At 42.2% G+C, this 22,389-nt stretch carries 18 protein-coding genes; 15 read left to right on the top strand and 3 right to left on the bottom strand.

From position 1 onward, the window contains the following. The 4 genes from menD to DW173_RS07180 all read left to right on the top strand — a co-directional run bounded on the left by menD (window position 1) and on the right by DW173_RS07180 (window position 4,852). Window positions 1-1,668 carry a 2-succinyl-5-enolpyruvyl-6-hydroxy-3-cyclohexene-1-carboxylic-acid synthase gene (gene menD / locus DW173_RS07195; RefSeq protein ID WP_087318449.1) on the top strand — a complete coding sequence of 556 codons (1,668 nt, stop codon included), beginning with the start codon at window positions 1-3 and terminating at the stop codon, window positions 1,666-1,668. Between the two features lie 3 nt (window positions 1,669-1,671). Continuing rightward, entirely contained in the window at window positions 1,672-2,496 is an 825-nt protein-coding gene (gene menB / locus DW173_RS07190) for a 1,4-dihydroxy-2-naphthoyl-CoA synthase (protein ID WP_004310001.1), read from the top strand. A 172-nt stretch (window positions 2,497-2,668) separates the two neighbouring features. After that, the gene (locus DW173_RS07185) at window positions 2,669-3,694 is read left to right on the top strand and encodes an o-succinylbenzoate synthase (RefSeq protein WP_008021533.1); all 1,026 of its coding nucleotides are present in this window, start codon (window positions 2,669-2,671) and stop codon (window positions 3,692-3,694) included. 21 nt (window positions 3,695-3,715) lie between these two features. After that, window positions 3,716-4,852 (top strand): AMP-binding protein, encoded by a 1,137-nt coding sequence (locus DW173_RS07180; protein ID WP_008643122.1) that lies wholly within the window; start codon window positions 3,716-3,718, stop codon window positions 4,850-4,852. Between the two features lie 310 nt (window positions 4,853-5,162). Here the strand turns inward: DW173_RS07180 and DW173_RS07175 are convergent, their stop codons facing one another. Further along, complete coding sequence (locus DW173_RS07175) at window positions 5,163-5,639, bottom strand: Dps family protein (protein WP_004314742.1); 477 nt, start codon at window positions 5,637-5,639, stop codon at window positions 5,163-5,165. A gap of 138 nt (window positions 5,640-5,777) precedes the next feature. Here DW173_RS07175 and DW173_RS07170 point away from each other — a divergent pair, with 138 nt between their 5' ends. Then, on the top strand, window positions 5,778-6,704 hold the full coding sequence (locus DW173_RS07170; protein WP_008643125.1) for a hydrogen peroxide-inducible genes activator: 927 nt from the start codon (window positions 5,778-5,780) through the stop codon (window positions 6,702-6,704). Window positions 6,705-6,728: 24 nt separating this feature from the next. Here DW173_RS07170 and DW173_RS23935 read toward each other — a convergent pair whose 3' ends face one another. Next, window positions 6,729-6,899: a hypothetical protein gene (locus DW173_RS23935; protein WP_165450455.1), complete on the bottom strand. Its 171-nt coding sequence runs from the start codon at window positions 6,897-6,899 to the stop codon at window positions 6,729-6,731. Window positions 6,900-7,016: 117 nt separating this feature from the next. Between DW173_RS23935 and DW173_RS07165 the strand changes: the two genes are divergently transcribed. Next, window positions 7,017-7,706 carry an MIP family channel protein gene (locus tag DW173_RS07165; RefSeq protein WP_004314740.1) on the top strand — a complete coding sequence of 230 codons (690 nt, stop codon included), beginning with the start codon at window positions 7,017-7,019 and terminating at the stop codon, window positions 7,704-7,706. Between the two features lie 138 nt (window positions 7,707-7,844). Here DW173_RS07165 and DW173_RS07160 read toward each other — a convergent pair whose 3' ends face one another. Beyond that, window positions 7,845-8,567 carry a NigD-like protein gene (locus tag DW173_RS07160; protein WP_004314739.1) on the bottom strand — a complete coding sequence of 241 codons (723 nt, stop codon included), beginning with the start codon at window positions 8,565-8,567 and terminating at the stop codon, window positions 7,845-7,847. Between the two features lie 176 nt (window positions 8,568-8,743). Here DW173_RS07160 and DW173_RS07155 point away from each other — a divergent pair, with 176 nt between their 5' ends. The 9 genes from DW173_RS07155 (at window position 8,744) to DW173_RS07115 (ending at window position 22,289) form a co-directional block, all read left to right on the top strand. After that, on the top strand, window positions 8,744-9,292 hold the full coding sequence (locus DW173_RS07155) for an RNA polymerase sigma factor (RefSeq protein WP_049703136.1): 549 nt from the start codon (window positions 8,744-8,746) through the stop codon (window positions 9,290-9,292). 6 nt (window positions 9,293-9,298) lie between these two features. Then, window positions 9,299-10,597 (top strand): outer membrane beta-barrel protein, encoded by a 1,299-nt coding sequence (locus tag DW173_RS07150; protein WP_120144156.1) that lies wholly within the window; start codon window positions 9,299-9,301, stop codon window positions 10,595-10,597. Window positions 10,598-10,809: 212 nt separating this feature from the next. Next, the gene (locus DW173_RS07145) at window positions 10,810-11,406 is read left to right on the top strand and encodes an RNA polymerase sigma-70 factor (protein ID WP_004314736.1); all 597 of its coding nucleotides are present in this window, start codon (window positions 10,810-10,812) and stop codon (window positions 11,404-11,406) included. A 67-nt stretch (window positions 11,407-11,473) separates the two neighbouring features. Next, window positions 11,474-12,472, top strand: coding sequence for a FecR family protein (locus tag DW173_RS07140; protein ID WP_120144154.1), 999 nt, complete (start codon window positions 11,474-11,476; stop codon window positions 12,470-12,472). A 162-nt stretch (window positions 12,473-12,634) separates the two neighbouring features. After that, a complete protein-coding gene (locus tag DW173_RS07135) occupies window positions 12,635-16,054 on the top strand; it encodes a SusC/RagA family TonB-linked outer membrane protein (protein ID WP_120144152.1) in 3,420 nt (1,139 codons plus the stop codon). A 12-nt stretch (window positions 16,055-16,066) separates the two neighbouring features. Then, entirely contained in the window at window positions 16,067-17,413 is a 1,347-nt protein-coding gene (locus tag DW173_RS07130; protein WP_055235400.1) for a RagB/SusD family nutrient uptake outer membrane protein, read from the top strand. A 21-nt stretch (window positions 17,414-17,434) separates the two neighbouring features. Further along, window positions 17,435-19,966, top strand: a complete 2,532-nt coding sequence (locus DW173_RS07125; protein WP_120144150.1) for a glycerophosphodiester phosphodiesterase family protein — start codon at window positions 17,435-17,437, stop codon at window positions 19,964-19,966. A gap of 30 nt (window positions 19,967-19,996) precedes the next feature. Continuing rightward, window positions 19,997-20,917, top strand: a complete 921-nt coding sequence (locus tag DW173_RS07120) for a glycerophosphodiester phosphodiesterase family protein (RefSeq protein ID WP_182425111.1) — start codon at window positions 19,997-19,999, stop codon at window positions 20,915-20,917. A 16-nt stretch (window positions 20,918-20,933) separates the two neighbouring features. After that, window positions 20,934-22,289 (top strand): MFS transporter, encoded by a 1,356-nt coding sequence (locus tag DW173_RS07115; RefSeq protein ID WP_118407646.1) that lies wholly within the window; start codon window positions 20,934-20,936, stop codon window positions 22,287-22,289. The last annotated feature ends 100 nt before the right edge of the window (window positions 22,290-22,389 follow it).

Genomic DNA, 22,389 nt, shown 5'->3' with positions numbered 1-22,389 from the left:
ATGTATACAGACAAGAAGAACATACTCCAGTTGGTTGCGTTGCTCGAGGCGCATGGGATTACTAAGGTTGTGTTGTGTCCGGGTAGTCGGAATACGCCCATAGTACATACTTTGTCTAACCATCCGAATTTTACCTGCTATCCGGTGACGGATGAACGGAGTGCCGGCTATTTTGCCATCGGTCTTGCGTTGAATGGTGGTAAGCCCGCAGCTGTCTGTTGCACTTCCGGTACTGCATTATTAAACCTTCATCCGGCTGTGGCAGAAGCATTTTATCAAAATGTTCCTCTGGTCATTATTTCTGCGGATCGTCCCGCTGCCTGGATCGGGCAGATGGATGGACAGACAGTACCACAACCAGGCGTATTTCAGACATTAGTTAAGAAGTCGGTAAACCTTCCGGAGATTCATACGGAAGAAGATGAATGGTATTGCAATCGTCTGGTGAATGAAGCTTTGCTGGAAACGAACCATCATGGAAAAGGACCAGTACATATCAATGTCCCTATTTCTGAACCGTTGTTCCAGTTTACGGTTGATTCGCTTCCTGAAGTGCGTGTCATTACCCGTTATCAGGGGTTGAACGTCTACGATCGTGATTATAACGATTTGGTCGATCGGATGAATAAATACCAGAAGCGAATGATTATCATCGGTCAGATGAATCTTATCTATCTGTTTGAAAAAAGATATATCAAGTTATTATATAAACATTTTGCCTGGTTGACGGAACATATCGGCAACCAGACAGTTCCCGGTATTCCGGTAAAGAACTTTGATGCGGCGCTTTATGCCATGCCCGAAGAGAAGGTCGGCCAGATGGTTCCGGAGTTGTTGATTACTTATGGAGGACATGTCGTTTCCAAACGGCTGAAGAAGTTTCTCCGTCAGCATCCGCCTAAAGAACATTGGCACGTATCGCCGGATGGTGAGGTGGTCGATTTGTACGGCTCATTAACTACGGTGATCGAAATGGACCCGTTCGAGTTTCTGGAGAAGATAGCCAGTTTGCTGGACAATCGGACTCCTGAATATCCCCGTGTGTGGGAAAACTATTGCAAGATCATTCCCGAACCGGAGTTTGCTTATTCGGAAATGTCTGCCATCGGTACGTTATTGAAAGCCTTGCCGGAGTCATGTGCGTTGCATCTGGCAAACAGTTCGGTGGTGCGTTATGCGCAATTATACTCCATTCCTTCTACGATTGAAGTTTGTTGCAACCGGGGAACAAACGGCATTGAAGGCTCGCTGTCTACGGCTGTCGGTTATGCGGCAGCTTCCGACAAACTGAACTTTATAGCTATCGGAGATTTGAGCTTCTTCTATGATATGAATGCGTTGTGGAACGTCAATGTTCGCTCCAATCTGCGTGTTCTTCTGTTAAATAATGGAGGAGGAGAGATTTTCCATACCTTGCCGGGATTGGATATGTCGGGTACCTCACATAAATTTATTGCGGCAGTCCATAAAACGTCCGCCAAAGGTTGGGCAGAAGAGCGTGGGTTTCTCTATCTGCAAGCGCAAAATGACGAAGAACTGGCTGAAGCGATGAAAACTTTCACTCAACCGGAAGCTATGGAGCAGCCTGTGCTCTTGGAGGTGTTTACCAACAAAAACAAGGACGCGCGCATGTTGAAGAATTATTATCATCAATTAAAACAAAAATAGATTATGTCAACACAAAGAGAGTGGACAACCATCAGAGAATACGACGATATTCTTTTTGATTATTATAATGGAATTGCCCGTATCACGATCAACCGTGAACGCTATCGGAATGCGTTTACTCCGACAACTACTGCTGAAATGAGTGACGCATTGCGCATCTGCCGTGAAGAAGCGGATATTGATGTGATTGTGATTACCGGAGCCGGTGATAAGGCATTCTGTTCGGGTGGTGACCAGAATGTGAAAGGACGTGGCGGATATATCGGAAAAGACGGTGTGCCTCGTCTAAGCGTATTGGATGTGCAAAAGCAGATTCGCAGCATCCCGAAACCGGTGATTGCTGCCGTGAACGGTTTTGCTATTGGTGGCGGACATGTGCTTCATGTGGTATGTGATTTGTCCATTGCGTCGGAAAATGCTATTTTCGGTCAGACGGGTCCTCGTGTAGGTAGCTTTGATGCCGGATTCGGTGCGTCTTATCTGGCACGTGTGGTCGGTCAGAAGAAAGCACGCGAAATCTGGTTCCTTTGCCGGAAGTATAATGCACAAGAAGCATTGGATATGGGATTAGTGAATAAAGTAGTTCCCTTGGAACAGTTGGAGGATGAATATGTGCAGTGGGCGGAAGAAATGATGTTGCTTAGTCCGTTGGCTTTGCGCATGATTAAAGCAGGATTGAATGCCGAACTGGATGGTCAGGCAGGTATTCAGGAATTGGCAGGCGATGCAACGTTGCTCTATTACCTGACTGATGAAGCACAGGAAGGCAAGAATGCGTTTCTGGAGAAACGTAAACCGAACTTCAAACAATATCCGAAATTCCCTTAAAATCGGCTTTGCTACAGAGTACCACAGAGTTTGCTTTTCCTGCGTTTAAGCCCGATTTTCTGCAAAGCAAGACTGTGGAGGAGAGAATGGTAGGAGAACTGCAAGAGATATAACTTATTAAAACTTCGTGAGGCTCTGTGTTATTCTGTGGTGAATTGAAAAATTATTCACGATGAATTGTAAAATAGAAATTATTCCCCGATTGCTCCATTTCAAGCAACCTGCCGGGACTTCCAGAGGAACATATACTACGCGTAAAGTTTGGTATCTTCATTTTACCTCTCCTGACTTCCCTGGCAGAGTGGGAATAGGGGAGTGTGCACCTTTGCCCGCTTTAAGTTGTGACGATCTTCCTGATTACGAAGATATATTAGTGAAAGTCTGCCGGAAAGTAGAGAGGGAACAAGGCAGATTGGATATGGATGGCTTGTGTGACTATCCTTCAATTTTATTTGGTCTGGAAACGGCCATCCGGCATTTCTTTGCAGGAAACTGGGCTTTATGTGATACGGCTTTCTCACGTGGAGAAGTTGGTATTCCGATTAACGGCCTTATTTGGATGGGAGATTTTCAGAACATGTTATCCCAGATTGAGAAAAAGATGGAAGCCGGATTTCGTTGTATCAAGTTAAAGATAGGTGCCATCAATTTCGAAGAAGAACTGACATTGTTGCGCCATATTCGTACGCATTTCTCTTCTAAAGAAATAGAGTTGCGTGTAGATGCAAATGGTGCTTTCTCACCCGTGGACGCAATGGAAAAACTGAAACGTCTGTCCGAGTTTGATTTACATTCTATCGAACAGCCAATCTGTGCCGGACAATGGGAGGAAATGGCTCGGCTTGCTGCCGAATCTCCATTAGCGATTGCTTTGGATGAAGAACTGATAGGATGCAATACGCTGGAAAGGAAACAGGAGCTGCTTTCAACAATTCGTCCGCAATATATCGTTATTAAACCTTCTCTTCATGGAGGAATATGCGGAGGAGACGAATGGATTACCGAAGCTGAAAAACAACAGATCGGCTGGTGGATAACTTCCGCTCTGGAATCAAACATTGGGCTAAACGCCATTGCCCAGTGGTGTGCAACATTCAGCAATCCGTTGCCACAGGGACTGGGAACAGGGGCGCTCTTTACAGACAACGTGGAAGTGCCTCTTGAAATAAGAAAAGATTGTTTATGGTTTTGTAAATGATAGTATTTAAAGGATATTCCGATGATATTCGATCGAAAACAACAACGCTTGTTACTGGAAGGAAAAGAATATACTTTTGAGGATATAAGCCGATTAATAGCAGGAGGAGCGGAGGCTCATTCTCCTGCTAGTTGGGATTTATATCTTTTCCTGAACGAATGGTTTAACGATTCTCCTGTCATCATTGTTCATACATCAGGCTCTACGGGTACACCTAAAGAGTTGATTGTACGTAAAGACCAGATGATGCAAAGTGCGCGTCTGACTTGTGAGTTTCTGGATTTGAAGAAAGGAGAGACGGCATTACTTTGTATGAATCTTCGTTATATTGGTGCAATGATGGTGGTCGTGCGTTCGTTGGTTGCAGGCTTGAATTTGATTGTACGTCCTGCTTCCGGTCATCCTTTAGCGGATATAAAAGAGCCTTTGAGATTTGTGGCAATGGTTCCCCTGCAAGTTTATAATACGTTGCAAGTTCCCGAAGAGAAAGAACGATTGAAACAGACGGATATTTTGATTATAGGTGGTGGAGCTATTGATGAGGCTTTAGAGGCGGAGATCAAACATCTTCCGACTGCCGTCTATTCTACCTATGGCATGACTGAAACTTTATCTCATATTGCTCTTCGTCGGCTGAACGGAACATTGGCTTCGGAACATTATTATCCGTTTTCTTCAGTAAAACTGTCTTTATCTGTAGAGAATACGTTAATTATTGATGCCCCTTTGGTATGTGATGAAATATTGCAAACCAATGACATTGCACGCATCTATCCCGATGGAAGTTTTATGATTTTGGGTCGGAAAGACAATGTGATAAATAGTGGAGGAATTAAGATTCAGGCGGAGGAAATGGAGAAATTGCTTCGTTCTTTTATTCCTGTGCCATTTGTTATTACTTCAGTTCCGGACCAGCGTTTAGGGCAGGCTGTAACCTTACTATTGGAAGGTCAGCCAGAATTATTGGAAGGTCAGCCGGACACTAAAGAAATCGGAAACAAACTACAGGAAATATTGGAACCTTATTATCGTCCCAAGTACATATGGACGACAGATTGTATTCCGCAAACAGAAAACGGCAAGGTTAATCGTGCGAAGTGTCGTATTTTAGCCAAACAAATGTTGACGACGTTTTACACTCACACTCTCACACCTTGATTGAAATCCTTTATTCATCAACGTTTCAGGGGCCTCTAATTGTCTTACCCTAGTTTTAGTTGAGACTTATTAGAGTCAACAAAATTCAGGGTAAGACATTTTATTTCAGTAGAATAAGTTTCATCTTTTGAAAGTTGTTGCTTACTTTTATAAATCTTGATAAATAAAGAACAAAACTAATTTTTTTAATAATATCAGCGAATGAACGTATTTAGATAGTACTAGTACACTGGAAATAATAAAGAGAGAATATTCCTTTTACGGAAATATCCTCTCTTTCTCACTTAAAAACCTAAACCTTTTATCTTAATTATTTGCTATTATAAGCCGTCAACATCCAAACTAGTTTTTCCTGTTCTTTCAGATAATCGCTCATCATCGAAACGGTTACTTCATCTCCGGCTTGAGAAGCGATAGACAAGATTTTACGTTCTTCACCAATCAGATAACTGATACTCTGAAGGATATTGTTCAGTGCCTGTTCGCCGTTGCTCACCTTATCTACTTCACTGATATTTGCTACTTTCAAATAATCGCTGAATTTATTGGCAGGAGTACCGCCCAACATCAAGATACGTTCTGCAATTTCGTCTACCTTTTCGGCTGTGTCATCATACATCTTTTCGAATTGGCTGTGGAGAACAAAGAAATCATGTCCTTTGATATTCCAGTGGAAACCGCGGAGATTGGTGTAATACACTTGGAAGTCTGCTAATAGTTGTTGCAAAGATGCTACTACGTTGTTTGCTCCCGATTCATTCAGTTTGATAAATTCTAAAGTTTTCATATTCTTTTTATTTTTAATGATTTATACTTGTTTTCTTTTTTTTCTGTACTGCAAAGATAAGGCGGAAAATGCTTGTTGTCAAACTGAAAATTTCTATCTTTGCATAGATGAAATCTATAACTTAATATGATTTGATAGATGACGATACAACAATTAGAATATATACTAGCCGTAGACCAGTTCAGGCATTTCGCACGGGCAGCCGAATATTGCCGTGTGACGCAACCTACTTTGAGTGCCATGATTCAGAAGCTGGAAGATGAATTGGGAGTAAAGTTATTCGATAGGACAGTGCAACCCGTCTGCCCGACACCCATCGGGCAGAAAGTGATAGACCAGGCTCGTGTGATTCTGGCGCAGGCAGCTCAAGTAAAAGAAATCATCAGTGAAGATAAGCAATCATTATCAGGTGTATTCCGTTTGGGAGTATTACCCACTATCGCTCCTTATTTGCTACCCCGCTTTTTCCCTCAACTGATGGAGAAATATCCCGAACTGGATATTCGTGTCACGGAGATGAAAACCCAGGATATTCAGCAAGCTTTGCATGCCGGCGATTTGGATGCAGGGATTATTGCCAGTAAATTAGAAGACACATTCTTGACGGAAGAAACTCTCTTCTATGAGCAATTCTATGCTTATGTATCACGGAAAGAACCTTCGTTCAAACATGACGTTATCCGCACTTCCGATATAACCGGCGAACATCTTTGGCTTTTGGACGAAGGACATTGTTTTCGTGACCAACTTGTCCGTTTCTGTCAGATGGAAGCGGTGAAGGTTAGTCAGATGGCTTATCGCCTGGGAAGCATGGAAACCTTTATGAGAATGGTAGAAAGCGGAAAAGGAATCACTTTTATTCCCGAACTGGCAGTGGCTCAATTGACGGAAGAACAGCGACAATTAGTACGTCCGTTTGCTATCCCCCGACCGACGCGGCAAGTGGTGTTGGCGACAAATAGAGATTTTATTCGTCACAGCCTGCTATGTGTTCTGAAAGAGGAAATAAAAGCTGCAGTCCCCAAAGAAATGCTTACTTTGCAGTCCATACAGTGTTTGCTATAATAATAGAGGTTGAGATGATTCCTGTCATATACCCTTGTACCGGGTATAAGCGAAAAGAATAACTCCAACAGTGGCAAAGCGGGTTTCGGAGAAATTCATCGGAGTGACGTCATTGCTCAATCCTTGCTTGATAAGAGAGTTTACGATGGCCCATAAGGTAGAGGCTAATATGGCGTGCAAAAGTCCTTTTTTCATTTTATTTGCTTGCCTTTTATTCAAAAATGTTGCGAAAGCAATAATAATTTAGGCACGTAGGCTTTGTTTTCTTGGGTTAATTCTCTATATTTGATGCATTAACCATTATTTATAGTTATGAAAAAGTACATTGCAGAAATGATTGGAACGATGGTGCTCGTTCTTATGGGATGCGGAAGTGCCGTTTTTGCCGGTAGTGTAACCGGTACGGTAGGTGCTGGCGTGGGAACAGTCGGCGTAGCTTTAGCATTTGGTCTTTCAGTAGTAGCGATGGCGTATGCTATCGGAGGTATTTCAGGATGTCACATTAATCCTGCTATTACATTAGGAGTGTTCTTAACTGGGCGTATGAACGGAAAAGATGCAGGTATGTATATGATTTTCCAGGTAATCGGAGCTATTATCGGCTCGGCTATTCTTTTTGCTTTAGTTTCCACCGGTGCTCATGACGGACCTACGGCTACAGGTTCCAATGGTTTTGGCGATGGAGAAATGTTGCAGGCATTCATTGCGGAAGCAGTATTTACTTTCATTTTTGTATTAGTGGTGCTCGGCTCTACCGACTCGAAGAAGGGAGCAGGCAATCTGGCAGGACTTGCCATCGGTTTGACTCTTGTATTGGTACATATTGTATGTATTCCTATCACAGGGACTTCTGTAAACCCGGCACGTAGTATTGCTCCGGCATTATTCCAGGGAGGAGAAGCATTGTCGCAGTTGTGGCTGTTCATCATTGCTCCATTTGTAGGAGCTGCGTTGAGTGCGGTAGTTTGGAATTATCTGGGAGATAAGGAAGAAAAGAAATAAATCTTTTATAAGAATAACTCCTTATATAAAGGAGAAGATAAAAGGGCGGCAGTTTCACAACTACCGCCCTCTTTTGCGTAATTAATATATTATATTAAAAAAGAGTGTGTTTCGCACGTTTACATTAGATTTATAATCTTAGGGAAACTTTACTTCATAAGTTTTCGGTCCGCCATATAAAGTGTTGACACGGATCCTTAATCCTTTTTTCCCTTCCATCCGGTTTTTAATCTTATCCAGTTTGAAAGATACATATCCTTCGCCCAGGCTTTGAGGATAATCACCTTCACTGTTATGACGGAATTCCAGATTGATATATTCGTCCTCCGCACTGTCTTCGTCAGCAGTGGGAGCAGACTCTTCTTTGTCGTTGATTACGAGATTCAGGAAATGTTTTTTATCTTCACTATGCGTTCCATAATATTGGAATTCAATCGTCAGATATTTATTATCCTTGTTGATCCACATATAAGTTGTGTTGATCTTGTCATCTCCGACTTTTTCTTCGTCGTTGTCATCTTCACCCATCGTGATGATGTCTTTAGTTAAGATTGGATTGATACCTCTCACCTGAATATTAAGGTCGTATCCATTCACAGGTTCTTCCAGCTCGTTGAAGATCACAAAAGCTCGTTGTCCTTCCACCCAATCTTTATTACTCCATCCTTGCGCATTGCTGGGATACATCTTTTTCCCGTCATCCAAAGTGAAATAAAATTCCTTGCTATCCTGGCTAATCATATTGATGGTACTGACAACCAGAAGATCGGACGGGTTGTCATCGTCGTCCAAACATGACTGGAGAATCGGCATTGTAGTCATAATAGCAAAGATAAAGGCAATGAATTTAAATTTCTTCATATACTTATTTAAGTTTTAGATTATATAAAATGGTTCCTTTGTATTGTGAAAATGCAATGGGATAGAAAATATTGCATTTGAATCTGTTAAAGAAACAAAAGTGATAAAAGAGTTGTTCTCTCTATGCAGTATTTCTATCTTTGCTGCATTTATAAGTTAAACACGTGTATAAGAGAATGGAAGAATTAGAGTTGTCGGAACAATGCAGGCTAGGCAATAACCAAGCTCGCAAAGAACTGTATGAGCAGTATGCGGGACGTATGCTTGGCATCTGTCTTCGCTATACCGGCGACCGTGATACAGCCCAGGATCTGCTTCACGACGGTTTTTTAAAGATATTCGATTCCTTCGACAAGTTCACCTGGAGGGGTGAAGGCTCCCTGCGGGCTTGGATGGAAAGGGTGATGGTCAACACAGCTTTGCAATATCTCCGGAAAAATGATGTAATCAATCAGTCGGCACCATTAGAAGAGTTGCCTGAAGAATATGAAGAACCGGATGCTTCTGATGTAGAAGCTATTCCACAGAAAGTGTTGATGCAGTTTATAGAAGAACTACCTGCCGGATATCGTACAGTGTTTAACCTTTATACATTCGAAGACAAATCGCATAAAGAAATCGCACAGGAATTAGGTATTAATGAAAAATCTTCGGCTTCGCAACTATTTCGTGCGAAGAGTGTATTGGCAAAAAGAGTAAAAGAATGGATAACGCATAATGGATAGATAGAGATGGAAGAGAAAGAATTGTGGATGAATAAGTTGAAGGAGAAGCTCGCGGATTATTCCGAGCCGGTGCCTGCTTCCGCTTGGGAACAACTGGAGAAAGAACTTATGCCTCCTGTGGAGAAGAAAATATATCCTTATCGAAAATGGATGATGGCTGCTGCAGCTGTTATATTGTTAGCCGTCGTTTCGTCGGTAAGTCTATATTTTCTGGGGACACCGGCTGCGGATGAAATACGTCATATAAAGACTCCGGCATTGGCATCTACACCCGATGCGTTGCCGGGTGTGCTACAACCGGATGTGCAGGGCACTTCCGTAGAACCCGTCTTGCGACCAGTGGCTCGTGAAGACCGTTTGGCGAAAATTGATAAGAATCTTACAGAACAGAAAACAAATGCAGATCAATCTGCAATAGAAAATAGCAACGAACCTGTAACAGGGAATGAAAATAATCCTGTGATTGAGAAAGATCAGACGCTCAAAGGTGAGACGGAACAGACGAAAAATGAAGCAAAGCAGGTAGACAGTGAAAATGTGGGTCAGGCTACACAGTCACAGGATACTGAACGGCCGAACAACAGGCCGCGTCGCCCTTCCGGCAGAGACAAGCTACATATTCCGGCAGAAAAAAGAGCATCTCAAAAAGGAACATGGTCCATGGGACTATCGGTTGGAAATTCGGGCGGAGCATCCACAGAAGTCGGTGCCGGCTCTCATGCTTATATGTCTCGTGTGAATATGCTTTCTGTTTCCAACGGTTTGATGGAGATACCTAACGATCAGACATTGGTTTTTGAAGATGGAGTGCCTTATCTGCGTCAGGCAAAACAAGTGGTCGACATTAAGCACCATCAACCAATTTCCTTCGGATTGTCCGTCCGTAAAGGACTGGCCAAAGGATTCTCTCTCGAAACGGGATTGACTTACACATTGCTTTCTTCGGATGCGAAACTGGCGGGTGAAGAGCAGCAGATAGAACAAAAACTTCATTATGTCGGTATTCCGCTGCGTGCCAACTGGAATTTCCTTGATAAGAAACTCGTCACTCTCTACGTCTCCGGTGGAGGTATGGTGGAGAAATGTGTTTATGGAAAGCTCGGTTCCGAGAAAGAAACGGTGAAACCTCTGCAATTCTCGGTATCCGGTGCGGTAGGTGCACAGGTGAACGCAACGAAACGTCTGGGTATCTATGTAGAACCCGGTGTTGCTTATTATTTTGATGACGGTTCGGATATACAGACCATACGTAAAGAGAATCCGTTTAACTTCAATATACAGGCTGGTATCCGCTTGACTTATTAATGCGAACTACCTTACTGAACATAGTGACGGTATCCGTTCAAGATAGCGTCACTATCCTGATTAGATAGCGTCACTATCTTGACCGGATGGCGTCACTATCCTGATATTAGTATCTTTTTCCTCATAAAAATCGGATAATTGAGAAAATATTAATAATATTGTCACCTGTTAATGGTCTATGGTTGCATACCTTTGTTGCAAAATTCTAAGCTATGGTGAATTTTACAGATGAAAAACATTTATTAATCGATTTAAAAGACGGTTCTTTTCAAGCATTTGAAAGATTGTATAATATGTACAGCGGTAAACTGTACAATTTCATTATGCGGCTTTCTTCCGGCAATCAATATATGGCTGAAGAAGTGGTGCAATCCACTTTTATCCGTATATGGGAAGTACGTGAGAAAGTCGATACCAACGCTTCATTTATTTCTTTTCTTTGTACGATAGCCAAAAATTTACTGATGAACATGTACCAGCGTCAGACCGTTGAATATGTTTACAATGAATATCTGCTGAAAAGCAGTGTGGATCGTGATTCGCAAACAGAAGAGAATATTGATCTTCATTTCTTGAACGACTATATCGACTCATTAGCAGAAGAATTGCCGGCACAGCGAAAGAAAATCTTTATCTTAAGTAAGCGTCAGAACTATACGAATAAGGAAATCGCTGAAATGATGGGTATTTCTGAAAGTACAGTCGCCACACAATTATCTTTGGCGGTGAAATTTATGCGTGAGCAGTTGATGAAGCATTACGATAAGGTAATTGCGCTTCTGATCGCCTTTTTTGTTAATGAAATGTAATTGTAATACACGTTTTTGGATAGTAGATAGGATGAAAATGTATACTTGTAAATAAGCAGGAAAGAAGATGGATAAGATATATTATAAAGAACTGATTGAAAAGTATTTCGATGGAAATATAACGGATGCTGAAATAAAAGAACTTTCCGATTGGATAAAGAACGACCGCCATTTACAGAACTGGTGGGAAGAAGAATTTTCCAAATCGGATGCCGGTATTAATCCGGTACTGCGCAACAAACTATTTGCCCGAATCAAAGAACAGACGCAGGGAAAAGAAGAGACACAGGGAAAAGAAGAGACACAGGGAAAAGAGAAACCAAGAACTATTCGCATGAATCCTTGGAAATGGGCTGCCGCCATCGTTTTACCCATTTGTATTGCCTTCTTCACCTACTATCTTATAGATTCTTCCCAAACAGTGGGAGCACCCTTTATAGTAAAAGCTGATAAAGGAGATAAAGCAACCATCGAATTGCCGGACGGAACGAATGTCGTTCTCAATTCTGCTTCGCAATTAAGCTATCTGAATAACTTCGGAGAAAATGTGCGTCGTGTGCAACTGAATGGTGAAGCCTATTTCAAAGTAGCTCATGATGAAAAACATGCCTTTATAGTGCAGGTCGGTGATTTGGAAGTGAAAGTACTCGGTACTTCTTTTAATGTATCTGCCTATGAAGATGCCAAAGACGTGACAGTCGTTCTTTTGGAAGGAAAAGTAGGGGTCTATGCGCAGAAAATGTCGCATATCATGAAGCCCGGCGACAAAATAGAATATAACAAAGCCACTCATAAGATAACAGCCACTCAAGTACACCCGAGTGACTACATTGAATGGACGAAAGGAAATATCTATTTCGAGAAAGAATCTTTGGAGAATATAATGAAAACCCTTTCACGCATCTATGACGTAGAGATTCGTTTCGACTCCAATAAACTACCTAATGAATATTTCACCGGAACCATTCCGGTTGGTGGCATACAGAATGCATTGAATATCCTGATGCTTACTTCACCTTTCTATTATGAAATGGACGGTTCGGTGATTGTTTTGAAAGAGAAATAGTAGAAAAAATATAGAATAGAGCCATTCCGAAGCCCACTACTTAGGAATGGTTTTTTTGTTCTCTGAATTGAATAAGTTAACGAGAGTTAAAGTCTGATAGGCGATTGGACGAGTGAGTATAGTAGTCTGTATACCTATCAAACAACTTAAAAGTTTTGATATATGAAGCACAAAACAACCTTTGAAAAGCTCCCTCAAGCAAATACAGGGAGAAGTAAGAACTGGAAAACACTGCGGGCTATCTGTCTGCTATTGTTTTTAAGCGTCTCTTTCACCGCTTATTCCCAAATAACAGTGAATGTGAAAGACATCTCTTTGAGAGCCTCTTTAAAGAAAATCGAGCAAGTAAGCAATTACAAATTCTTCTACAATGAGAGTCTGCCGGAGTTAAACCGAAAAGTATCGTTGAATGTGAAGAACGCAACGATTGAACAAACCATGCAACAACTTTTAGGAGGAATGGACTTAGCGTATAAGAAAGAACAAGATAATGTGATTGTATTGATTCGCAAAGCCCAGGACAAATCGATAACTAAAAAAATAACAGGTACTGTTGTCGATGAAAAAGGCGAGCCAGTCATTGGTGCCAGTATTGTGATAAAAGGTGAGTCGCACGGAACGATTACAGATTTTGATGGAAAGTTCACATTAGCAGACGTACCGGAAAAGGGAATATTGACCGTCTCTTATATCGGTTATAAAACAGTTGACCTTTCTGCCGCAGGGCAGACATTTGTAAAAGTTGTACTTCAGGAAGACAGTAAAATGATAGACGAGGTCGTTGTTGTCGGCTACGGAGTCCAGTCACAAAAGCTAGTCACTACTTCTATCAGTAAAGTAAAGATGGAAAATATAGATCAGGGTAATGACTATAATCCGATTAAAATGCTGCAAGGACGTGTAGCGGGTGTGAATATCTCCTCTGCATCAGGAACTCCGGGAGAAGCACCGAATGTTACCGTTCGTGGTATCGGTTCCGTTAGTGGGGGAAGCTCGCCGCTTTATGTGGTCGATGGTATCCCCAGCGAAAAATATCCCAACTTGAATCCGAATGACATTGAGAACATGGAAGTTTTGAAAGATGCGTCTGCGGCTGCTATCTATGGTTCGCGTGCCAATGCCGGAGTTGTGTTGATAACGACCAAATCAGGTCAGCAAGGTAAGACGAAGATAGAGGTGTCCGGTCGTTACGGATTCGCTTATCTGGCTAGCGACATTGAAATGGCCAATTCGATGGAATATATGAATACGATGCAAGCCGCTATTGATAATTACAATGTGCAAATGGGAGCTAACCTTCAATTGTATGTTCCTTCTCAAATTCAGGAAACCAATTGGGTGAAAGAAATATCAAGAAAAAACTCGAAAACAGGTACCGGCTCTATCAGCATTTCCGGTGGAAATGAAAAGACCACCTTCTTTGCTTCTTTAGGCGCTAATACTCAAGAAGGATATTTGAATAAGAGCAGCTATGACCAGTATAATATGCGTGCCAAATTCACACATAAAATAAACAACCTGTTCAAACTGAATATGAATCTGGCAGGTTCGGCCAGCCGTTCAGACTTATTGGAAGAAACGAGTACCAGCTTGAAAGTACTTCGTACAGCTCGTGAGGAGCAGCCTTGGTATTCACCTTATAAAGAAGACGGAACATCTTATAAAGTGAACGGGACAGATATTTTGCGCCACAATCCGGTGATGCTGATTAATGAAGAAGACTGGGTAGCTAAGAAATATCAACTGTCTGGTGTGTTCAGCATAGACGTAACTCCTTTCAAAGGATTTAAGTACACACCAACAGTAAGCGTATATGGTATTTTGGACAACACATCTAAAAAATTGTCGGACAAGCATGATGCCCGTAAAAATAGTAGTGGTTGGGGAGCATTAGCCGAACAAAAAGACCAGAGTTTCCGCTATGTGATAGATAATATATTCTCTTACAACAATGAATGGAATAAACTAATCTACTCCGTCATGTTGGGACATTCGTTTGAGAAATACACTTATGAACAATTCGGGGCAAAGAGTGATAATTACGCTAACGGTGCATTTCCTTCCTCAAACTTTGATTTAATCAATGCAGGTCCTAATATTTACGCCGGAAATATTAGTTATACCTCTTATGCCTTAGAATCTTATTTCGGACGAATCGCTTTGAATTGGGACAATAAATACATACTGAATGCTTCTTTGCGTAGTGATGGTTCTTCCCGCTTTGCGAAGAACAAGAGATATGGTTATTTCCCTTCTGCTTCTTTTGCGTGGCGTGCCTCCAATGAGGAATTTTTTCCAAAAAACAAATACGTCAATGATGCAAAGTTAAGATTAAGCTGGGGTATGACAGGTAGCATGGCAGGAGTGAGTAATTATGCTCCGTTATCACTGATTAGTGCGGGCGGTGCTTCTTACAACGGTTCTGCCGGATTCCAGATTTCGCAGGATGCCCGTGCTTTGACTTGGGAGAAAGCCAGCCAGTTTAATATCGGATTTGATATAGAAATGTTTCAGTCTCGCCTGACTTTAAACATAGATATGTTCTATCAAAAGACTACCGACCTGCTGTTTAAGAAACCAGTCAATGCAACCACCGGATATACCACATTACAGTCCAATATCGGCTCATTAGAGAATAAAGGACTTGAGTTGGCTTTGAATGGTAAAATCTTCACCGGAAAGTTTAAATGGGATTTGGGTGGTAACATTTCTTTTGTAAAGAACAAGCTGCTTTCCCTCATCGAAGGAAATGATATGTATATTGTTCCCAGCAGCGGTAGTAACCTTTTAGGAGGTTCGATGCATGCGTTGATTAACGGACAGCCTATCAGTACATTCTATATGCTAAAGATGGAAGGTATCTACCAGCGTGACGACGAAGTGCCTGCGAAACTGTATGCGAAAGGAGTCCGTGCCGGTGACGTGAAATATTTCGATTATAATGAAGACGGAGATATATCTGACGCCGACCGAATGAATGTAGGAAAAGCCATTCCTGATTTTTACGGTGGTATTACCTCCAACTTCTCTTACAAAGGTTTCGATTTGTCATTGTTCGGACAATTCTCGGTAGGCGGTAAAGTGATGTCGGCATGGCGGGGAGTGAACGGTTCCGAAGGTACTGACCATTTAGGATTGGCGCTGTCCAATGTAAAAGTAAACGACCGTGGCGAATCTGTCGAGCAATACTTTAATGTAAGCAAAGAAGTGGCTAACGGATATTGGCGTGGAGAGGGCACAAGCAACACGATTCCTCGTCCTGTAAGAATAGGAGTACATACTGGGTATGATTATGACTATAACGTGCAAACCTCAACACGTTATTTGGAAGATGCTTCCTATTTTAAACTGAAAACTGTGACTTTGGGCTACACTTTGCCGGAATCAGTCGTTAAGAAACTCCGCGTGAACTCATTAAGAGTCTACGTTTCGGCTGATAATCTACTCACTCTCACCAAGTATTCCGGTTATGATCCCGAAACATCATTTTCCGGTAGCCCGGGAGACTCAAATTATGGAGTTGACTTCGGGTTGCAACCTGTATTGCGAACATTTATTTTTGGTCTGAATCTAAACTTTTAAAAATATAGATGTATGAAACGATACTATACTATAATCAACTATTTGCTATGTAGCATTTGCCTTTTGTGGATGACGGGTTGTTCAGGTATACTGGACGATATGCGGCCTAAAGATCAGATACCTCAAGATATGTTGAGCGAATCCGATTTGGAAAAGTTATTGAATGGCGTGTATGCCGAAATGGAAGAACTGGTATTCAAATTTTATATGGATGGTGATGTAAAAGGCGAGAATTTCAAGGCAGGTCCCGGATTTTCCATGAACGACCCCATGTTGATGGCTCCTAGTTCTAAAGAAGTTTTGAGCCAGTGGCAGAAATGTTTCACAGCCTTGAAGCAAGTAAATTTCTTGGTTGAAACATACGAAGCGTCATCTAATAAAGAGAGTCAGGTTGTGAAGCAGACAGGAGGGACCGGATACTACTTCAGAGCTTTGATTTATTATCATCTGGTCACTCGCTGGGGAGGAGTTCCTATCTTGCGTAAGCGCACTTACGACGTCGTTCCCATTTCTCCCGAAACCGAAGTGTGGAGTTTTATAAAAGAAGACTTGGCGAAAGCGGAAGGATTACTGTCTGATTTCACCGATCGTTTTTATGTGTCTCTTAGTGCTTGTGATGCGCTTCAAGCCAAAGTATGTTTGTCCTTGAAAGACTATACAAATGCGGCAGCTTATGCCGACAAAGTGATTACAAAATCAAATTTCGCATTGAGTACTACATCAGTTGAGTATGCCCAGGCGTTTGTCTCTAATAGCAGTAGCAAAGAACTGGTCTTTGCGTTAGCCAACAAGCGTAGTACAAGTTTGCTGTTATTCTACCAAACGGTCAATGACATCGATCCGACTTGGGATTACTCTCCTTCTACCGAATGTTACAGCCATCTTTATGATGATACCGCCGTAAAGTCAAAGGATATACGGGCAAAGGCAGTATTTGGTGCAGATAATAGCCGTATTATTAAATTCCCGAATGGAAGTACCGGTCAGTTTGTTACCAATGAACAACCGTCACAAACCCCGATTGTGGTTACCCGTGTGGCGGAAATGTATCTGATTAAAGCGGAAGCATTGGGAGCAGTCAATGGGTTGGCTACATTAAAAGAATTTATGAACAAACGCTACGCAACCGTCTTGTTGCCTTCAAATATGACTGATATAGAGTTTCAGAATCAAATACTTGATGAGCGTCACCGCGAGTTGTATGCAGAAGGTCAACGATGGTATGATTTGAAGCGAACCAACCGTTTGGACTTGTTTTCTTCCTTGAACGGTAGAAACTATCTGATGTATTATCCTGTTCCCCAGTCGGAACGCGATTTGGCGGGAGAGGAAAATTACCCTCAAAATGAAGGCTATTAATTATCTTAGAAAGAACAAAGTATGAAGAATATAAGAATAGTAACAACGTTTTTTATCTGCTTGCTGCTACTTTCAGCATGCTCGGATGATTGGAAAGAAAATGCGCTGACAGCTAAATTTACTTTTGACAAGACAACCTACTATGTAGGCGAAGAAGTCAGTATCACGAATGAGACAGTAGGCGGAGAAGGTAATTATACCTGCCAATGGGATTTAGGGAATGGAGAGACTTCAACAGAAGTTGCTCCTAAAGTGACTTACGAAACGAATGGAGCATATACAGTGACTTTGCATGTGAAAGACAGTAAAGGAAATTATGCAATGGCTCATAAATTATTGACGATTGAAGCTGAACCTCTGCCCGAAGTCGGCAATGTGAAACTGAAATGGGTAGGTGCCCACGTGTTGGGCGAAATACGTTCTACGGCTCCGGCAGTCAGTGATGATAATAATGTATATATGACTTCCAATGACCATTATTTGCGGAAATTTTCAGCCGCTACCGGTGAACAATTGTGGGAGTTCGACTTATGGACATCGGCTGACGGTGATTCTCCGTCCGGTAATACGCATACCACTCCGAGCATTGATACGGACGGTACTGTGTATGTAGGAACAGGCGACACAAGTGGCAAAATAGGGCGCGTATATGCCATCAATCCCGATGGAACAAAGAAATGGGTCGTTGCCGGAGATGCTGAAAAAGGATTTTGGAATAAAGGACAGGCTTCAAAGCCTCGTATTAATTATCTGACTTGTGCGATTGGAGAGAATCATATCTATATGGGTAACGGCGGCTCTACGGGATCTGTGCTTGCTGTCGATAAGAATACCGGTTACAGAGTAGGTTATGTGGCAAACGCAGACAATTCCGGAGGCCCGTCGGGGGGAGTATCTGCCGGAATAGCATTGGCGAACAACACATTAATTTGGGCTGGTGGAAAGAACGGCTTATTCGGCGCGTCGGCGTCTGCACTGAATACAGGTGGTAATGTGATGTGGGCATGGCAAATATATAGTTCGGGAAATGATAAGCCTTCAGAAAACATGAATGCTTCCGTAGCTGTGGACGCAACCGGCACTATATACGGAATTGCCACCTTCCCGAGTATAGGAAGCAGTGCGTTTGCTATTGGAAGCGACGGGGTTGAGAAATGGCGTACTTCGTTAGGAAATGTAGGAACACTAGACCAAGGGGGTGTTGTGATAGGCTTGGACGGAAGTATCATTGTAACGGTAAAACGTGCTCCGGGTGAAGCCACAGGAGGAATCGTTGCATTATCTCCTAATGGAGTTGTTCAATGGCATTACGGTGTGCCGGAAGACGTCAGTGGATGTGCGGCAATCGATCAGGCCGGAAATATTCATTTTGGAACGCAATCCGGTAATTATTATATCATTAAACCCGAATCCTCGGAAGAACAGCTAATCTTGAAAAAAGACTTGGCTGCACTGATTAGCGAGAGCGATTCTCCTTTAAAAGATAACTGGGAAGCGGGTATCGGAAAAATCTGGAGTTCGCCTACAATCGGACCGGATGGAACGATCTATATTGGCGTTACTCACACGGTAGATCCGTCGAAGAGTGTCCTGGTAGCTTTGGAAGATGAAGGTATAACCGGATGTGCAGCTTCGGCATGGCCGATGAAAGGGAAAGACAGCCGCCACACCAGTGCACAGTTGGGAGGCTCGGGAGAGAATCCGGGAGGCGAACCGGGCGGACAATTGCCTATTACAGGAAATCTGAAGACCGATTTAAAGAATTTATTTGATGATAGTTCCTATAAGGTCTGGCTTTGTGCCCATCGGGCGAACACGCAGAAAGGTATAGCCGATGGCATACCGGAGAATTCATTAACTTCCATAGAGTATGCAATCAATGCAGGAGTAGAAATGATCGAACTTGATGCACGTCCCACCTCTGACGGAATATTGGTGCTGATGCACGATAATACGATCGACAGAACCACTAACGGAAGCGGTGCGGTAGGAGATTATTCTTATCAGCAATTACAGCAACTCTATCTTAAAGATGCAGCAGGGAATCTGACAAACGAACGAATCCCCACTTTAGAGGACGCATTGAAGAAAGGCAAAGGAAAGGTTTATTTTAACTTGGATATAGTCAACAAAAACGTTGCCGTAGCGACAATGGTGGCATTACTTAAAAAACTCGACATGGAAAACGAAGTCCTGCTTTATGTTTCAAACAACCGTAATTATGCATACGATTTGAAAGCGGCGAACAGCGCTCTGTTACTGCATCCGATGGCAAAAGCTTCAGATGATATTACCTATTTTGCTTCATCTTACACGGACAATGTGCAGATGATGCAACTTTCCACTTCGGATGCTCTTGCGGGAGCGATGACGGAAGACATTAAATCCAAAGGTTGGCTTTTATTCTCCAATATCGTAGGAGCGAATGATACGAACATGTTGTCGGACAACTATTCGGGGCTGGTAGGCATGATAAACAAACGTATTAATGTCGTACAGACTGATTATGCCGAATTAGCTGCCAAGTATTTAAAATCCAAAAAGTATAGATAATCCCCCAAAGTATAGATGATAAAAATGAATATGAAAAACTACCTGATAATAGGAATTATTTTGCTGTTTCCTTTCCGCTTGTTTGCAGATGAACCGGTGAAGGCAATTTACGCAAAGATTACGAATCCTGATAATAAAGAAGTAACCGTAGTCGCCCACCGGGCGGATTGGCGCTTTGCACCTGAAAATTCGCTGGCAGCAATAGAGAGTTCTATCCGGTTGGGAGCCGACGTCGTGGAGCTGGACGTTCAGAAAACCAAAGACGGACAGTTGATCCTTATGCATGATAAGACCTTGGATAGAACGACCACCGGAAAAGGTAAGGTTGCCGAGTGGACACTGGATTCTATCCGGACACTCCGTCTGAAGAATGGCGCTGCTTTGAGAACCAAACATCGTGTGCCTACATTAGAGGAAGCATTATTGACAGCCAAAGGGCGCGTTATGGTAAATTTGGATAAGGCTTATCCGATATTCGATGAGATTTTCCCCATTCTGGAGAAAACCGGAACCGTTGAACAGATCATCATGAAGGGGTCAAAGCCTGTTGCAGAAGTGAAAAAGGATTTGGGAAAATATTTAGACCGGATCATATATATGCCAATCGTACATTTGGATCGACCGGGAGCTATGCAGCAAATAGATGATTTCATGAAAGAACTTCATCCGGTAGCCTTCGAATTGTTGTTCGAATCGGATACTTGTCAACTCCCCAAACAAGTGAGGACGAAGCTGGAAGGAAAAAGTAAAATCTGGTATAATACCCTTTGGGATACGATGGCAGGCGGACATGATGACGACAAATCATTGGAAAACCCGGATGAAGGATATGGATATTTGATAGATAAACTTGGAGCAACGATTATCCAGACTGATCGTACCGCTTATTTACTGGAATACTTGCAAGCCCGTAAGAAACGTAATGAGCATAAGATAGACGCCTTTCATTAATATGTAAACTTCGGTTATGTCATTTAAAATATTGGATTTTTATAAAATCTCTTCCCCGCTAGCCGGGGGAGAGACTGATTCAGAAGATTCTTCCCGCTTTAAGCGCATCCGTTGGGCTACATTTTTGTCGGCTACTACCGGATATGGCATTTACTATGTTTGTCGTCTTAGCATGAATGTAGTGCGCAAGCCAATTGTAGAGGAGGGAGTATTTTCCGAAACGCAATTAGGAATCATCGGTTCCTGTCTGTTTTTTGTGTATGCAGTGGGTAAGTTGACGAATGGTTTTCTTGCTGACCGTAGTAATGTTCGGCATTTTATGTCTACCGGGTTATTGTGTTCCGCTTTGATAAATTTATGTTTAGGTTTCACTAGCTCCTTTTATGCTTTTGCTTTACTTTGGGGATTGAATGGTTGGTTTCAGTCGATGGGAGCAGCATCCGGAGTGGTTTCGCTCACTCGGTGGTACAGTAGTAAAGAACGGGGAACTTTTTACGGCTTTTGGTCTGCTAGTCATAATTTGGGTGAAGCATTAACCTTTATTTCCATAGCCTTATTAGTCAGTTGGATGGGATGGAGGTACGGGATGATTGGAGCTGGCATTATTGGGATATTAGGTTTCTTTATGATGCTTGTCTTTATGCGTGATACGCCACAGAGTCAGGGATTCTTGTTGAACAAAAATTCTTCATCTGTGGATTCCCATTCTTTGTCTGGTAAACAAACGGAAGATTTCAACAAAGCACAAAAGGCTGTCTTGAAGAATCCTGCAATTTGGATTTTGGCTTTATCCAGTGCATTTATGTATATTAGCCGCTATGCGGTAAATAGTTGGGGTGTTTTCTATCTGGAAGCTCAAAAGGGATATTCTACGCTGGATGCCAGTTTTATAATATCAATCAGTTCTATCTGTGGAATCATTGGCACAGTATTTTCCGGTATCATTTCCGATAAAATGTTTTCCGGCAGTCGTAATATTCCAGCTTTAGTATTTGGGTTGATGAATGTAATAGCACTTTGTCTGTTTCTCTTGGTTCCGGGCGTACATTTTTGGATAGACGTGTTGGCAATGGTACTTTTCGGTTTAGGTATCGGAGTTTTGATCTGTTTTCTGGGTGGTTTGATGGCAGTGGATATTGCTCCCCGTAATGCTTCGGGTGCTGCATTGGGAGTAGTCGGTATTGCCAGCTACATCGGAGCCGGATTGCAGGATGTGATGAGCGGTATATTAATAGAAGGGCAAAAGACGGTTCAGAATGGAGTAGATGTTTATGACTTTACCTATATCAATTGGTTTTGGATTGGTGCTGCTTTGCTTTCGGTGTTGTTTGCTTTGCTGGTATGGAATGCAAAATCAAAAGAAGTGGATTAAAGTGAGTACATTAGGTTAGAATATAAGTCTTTGTTTTCGAGGTATTAGACACCATTCCGGGAAGTAAGTAATGATTGCTTATCTTTCTGGAATGGCTTTT

The organism is Bacteroides sp. AM16-13 (assembly GCF_003602705.1).
GTDB lineage: Bacteria > Bacteroidota > Bacteroidia > Bacteroidales > Bacteroidaceae > Bacteroides > Bacteroides xylanisolvens.
Note: the sequence above shows the minus strand (reverse complement) of the source record. Positions and strands in the feature narration are given on the sequence as shown.

Excerpts from the sequence above, each read along its gene's own strand:
- DW173_RS07160 (WP_004314739.1), bottom strand. The coding sequence starts at position 8,567 with ATGAAGAAATTTAAATTCATTGCCTTTATCTTTGCTATTATGACTACA.
- DW173_RS07155 (WP_049703136.1), top strand. The coding sequence starts at position 8,744 with ATGGAAGAATTAGAGTTGTCGGAACAATGCAGGCTAGGCAATAACCAA.
- menB (WP_004310001.1), top strand. The coding sequence starts at position 1,672 with ATGTCAACACAAAGAGAGTGGACAACCATCAGAGAATACGACGATATT.
- DW173_RS07115 (WP_118407646.1), top strand. The coding sequence starts at position 20,934 with ATGTCATTTAAAATATTGGATTTTTATAAAATCTCTTCCCCGCTAGCC.
- DW173_RS07135 (WP_120144152.1), top strand. The coding sequence starts at position 12,635 with ATGAAGCACAAAACAACCTTTGAAAAGCTCCCTCAAGCAAATACAGGG.
- DW173_RS07180 (WP_008643122.1), top strand. The coding sequence starts at position 3,716 with ATGATATTCGATCGAAAACAACAACGCTTGTTACTGGAAGGAAAAGAA.
- DW173_RS07140 (WP_120144154.1), top strand. The coding sequence starts at position 11,474 with ATGGATAAGATATATTATAAAGAACTGATTGAAAAGTATTTCGATGGA.
- DW173_RS07175 (WP_004314742.1), bottom strand. The coding sequence starts at position 5,639 with ATGAAAACTTTAGAATTTATCAAACTGAATGAATCGGGAGCAAACAAC.
- DW173_RS07185 (WP_008021533.1), top strand. The coding sequence starts at position 2,669 with ATGAATTGTAAAATAGAAATTATTCCCCGATTGCTCCATTTCAAGCAA.
- DW173_RS07165 (WP_004314740.1), top strand. The coding sequence starts at position 7,017 with ATGAAAAAGTACATTGCAGAAATGATTGGAACGATGGTGCTCGTTCTT.
- DW173_RS07120 (WP_182425111.1), top strand. The coding sequence starts at position 19,997 with ATGAAAAACTACCTGATAATAGGAATTATTTTGCTGTTTCCTTTCCGC.
- DW173_RS07145 (WP_004314736.1), top strand. The coding sequence starts at position 10,810 with ATGGTGAATTTTACAGATGAAAAACATTTATTAATCGATTTAAAAGAC.
- DW173_RS07130 (WP_055235400.1), top strand. The coding sequence starts at position 16,067 with ATGAAACGATACTATACTATAATCAACTATTTGCTATGTAGCATTTGC.
- DW173_RS23935 (WP_165450455.1), bottom strand. The coding sequence starts at position 6,899 with ATGAAAAAAGGACTTTTGCACGCCATATTAGCCTCTACCTTATGGGCC.
- DW173_RS07150 (WP_120144156.1), top strand. The coding sequence starts at position 9,299 with ATGGAAGAGAAAGAATTGTGGATGAATAAGTTGAAGGAGAAGCTCGCG.
- menD (WP_087318449.1), top strand. The coding sequence starts at position 1 with ATGTATACAGACAAGAAGAACATACTCCAGTTGGTTGCGTTGCTCGAG.
- DW173_RS07125 (WP_120144150.1), top strand. The coding sequence starts at position 17,435 with ATGAAGAATATAAGAATAGTAACAACGTTTTTTATCTGCTTGCTGCTA.
- DW173_RS07170 (WP_008643125.1), top strand. The coding sequence starts at position 5,778 with ATGACGATACAACAATTAGAATATATACTAGCCGTAGACCAGTTCAGG.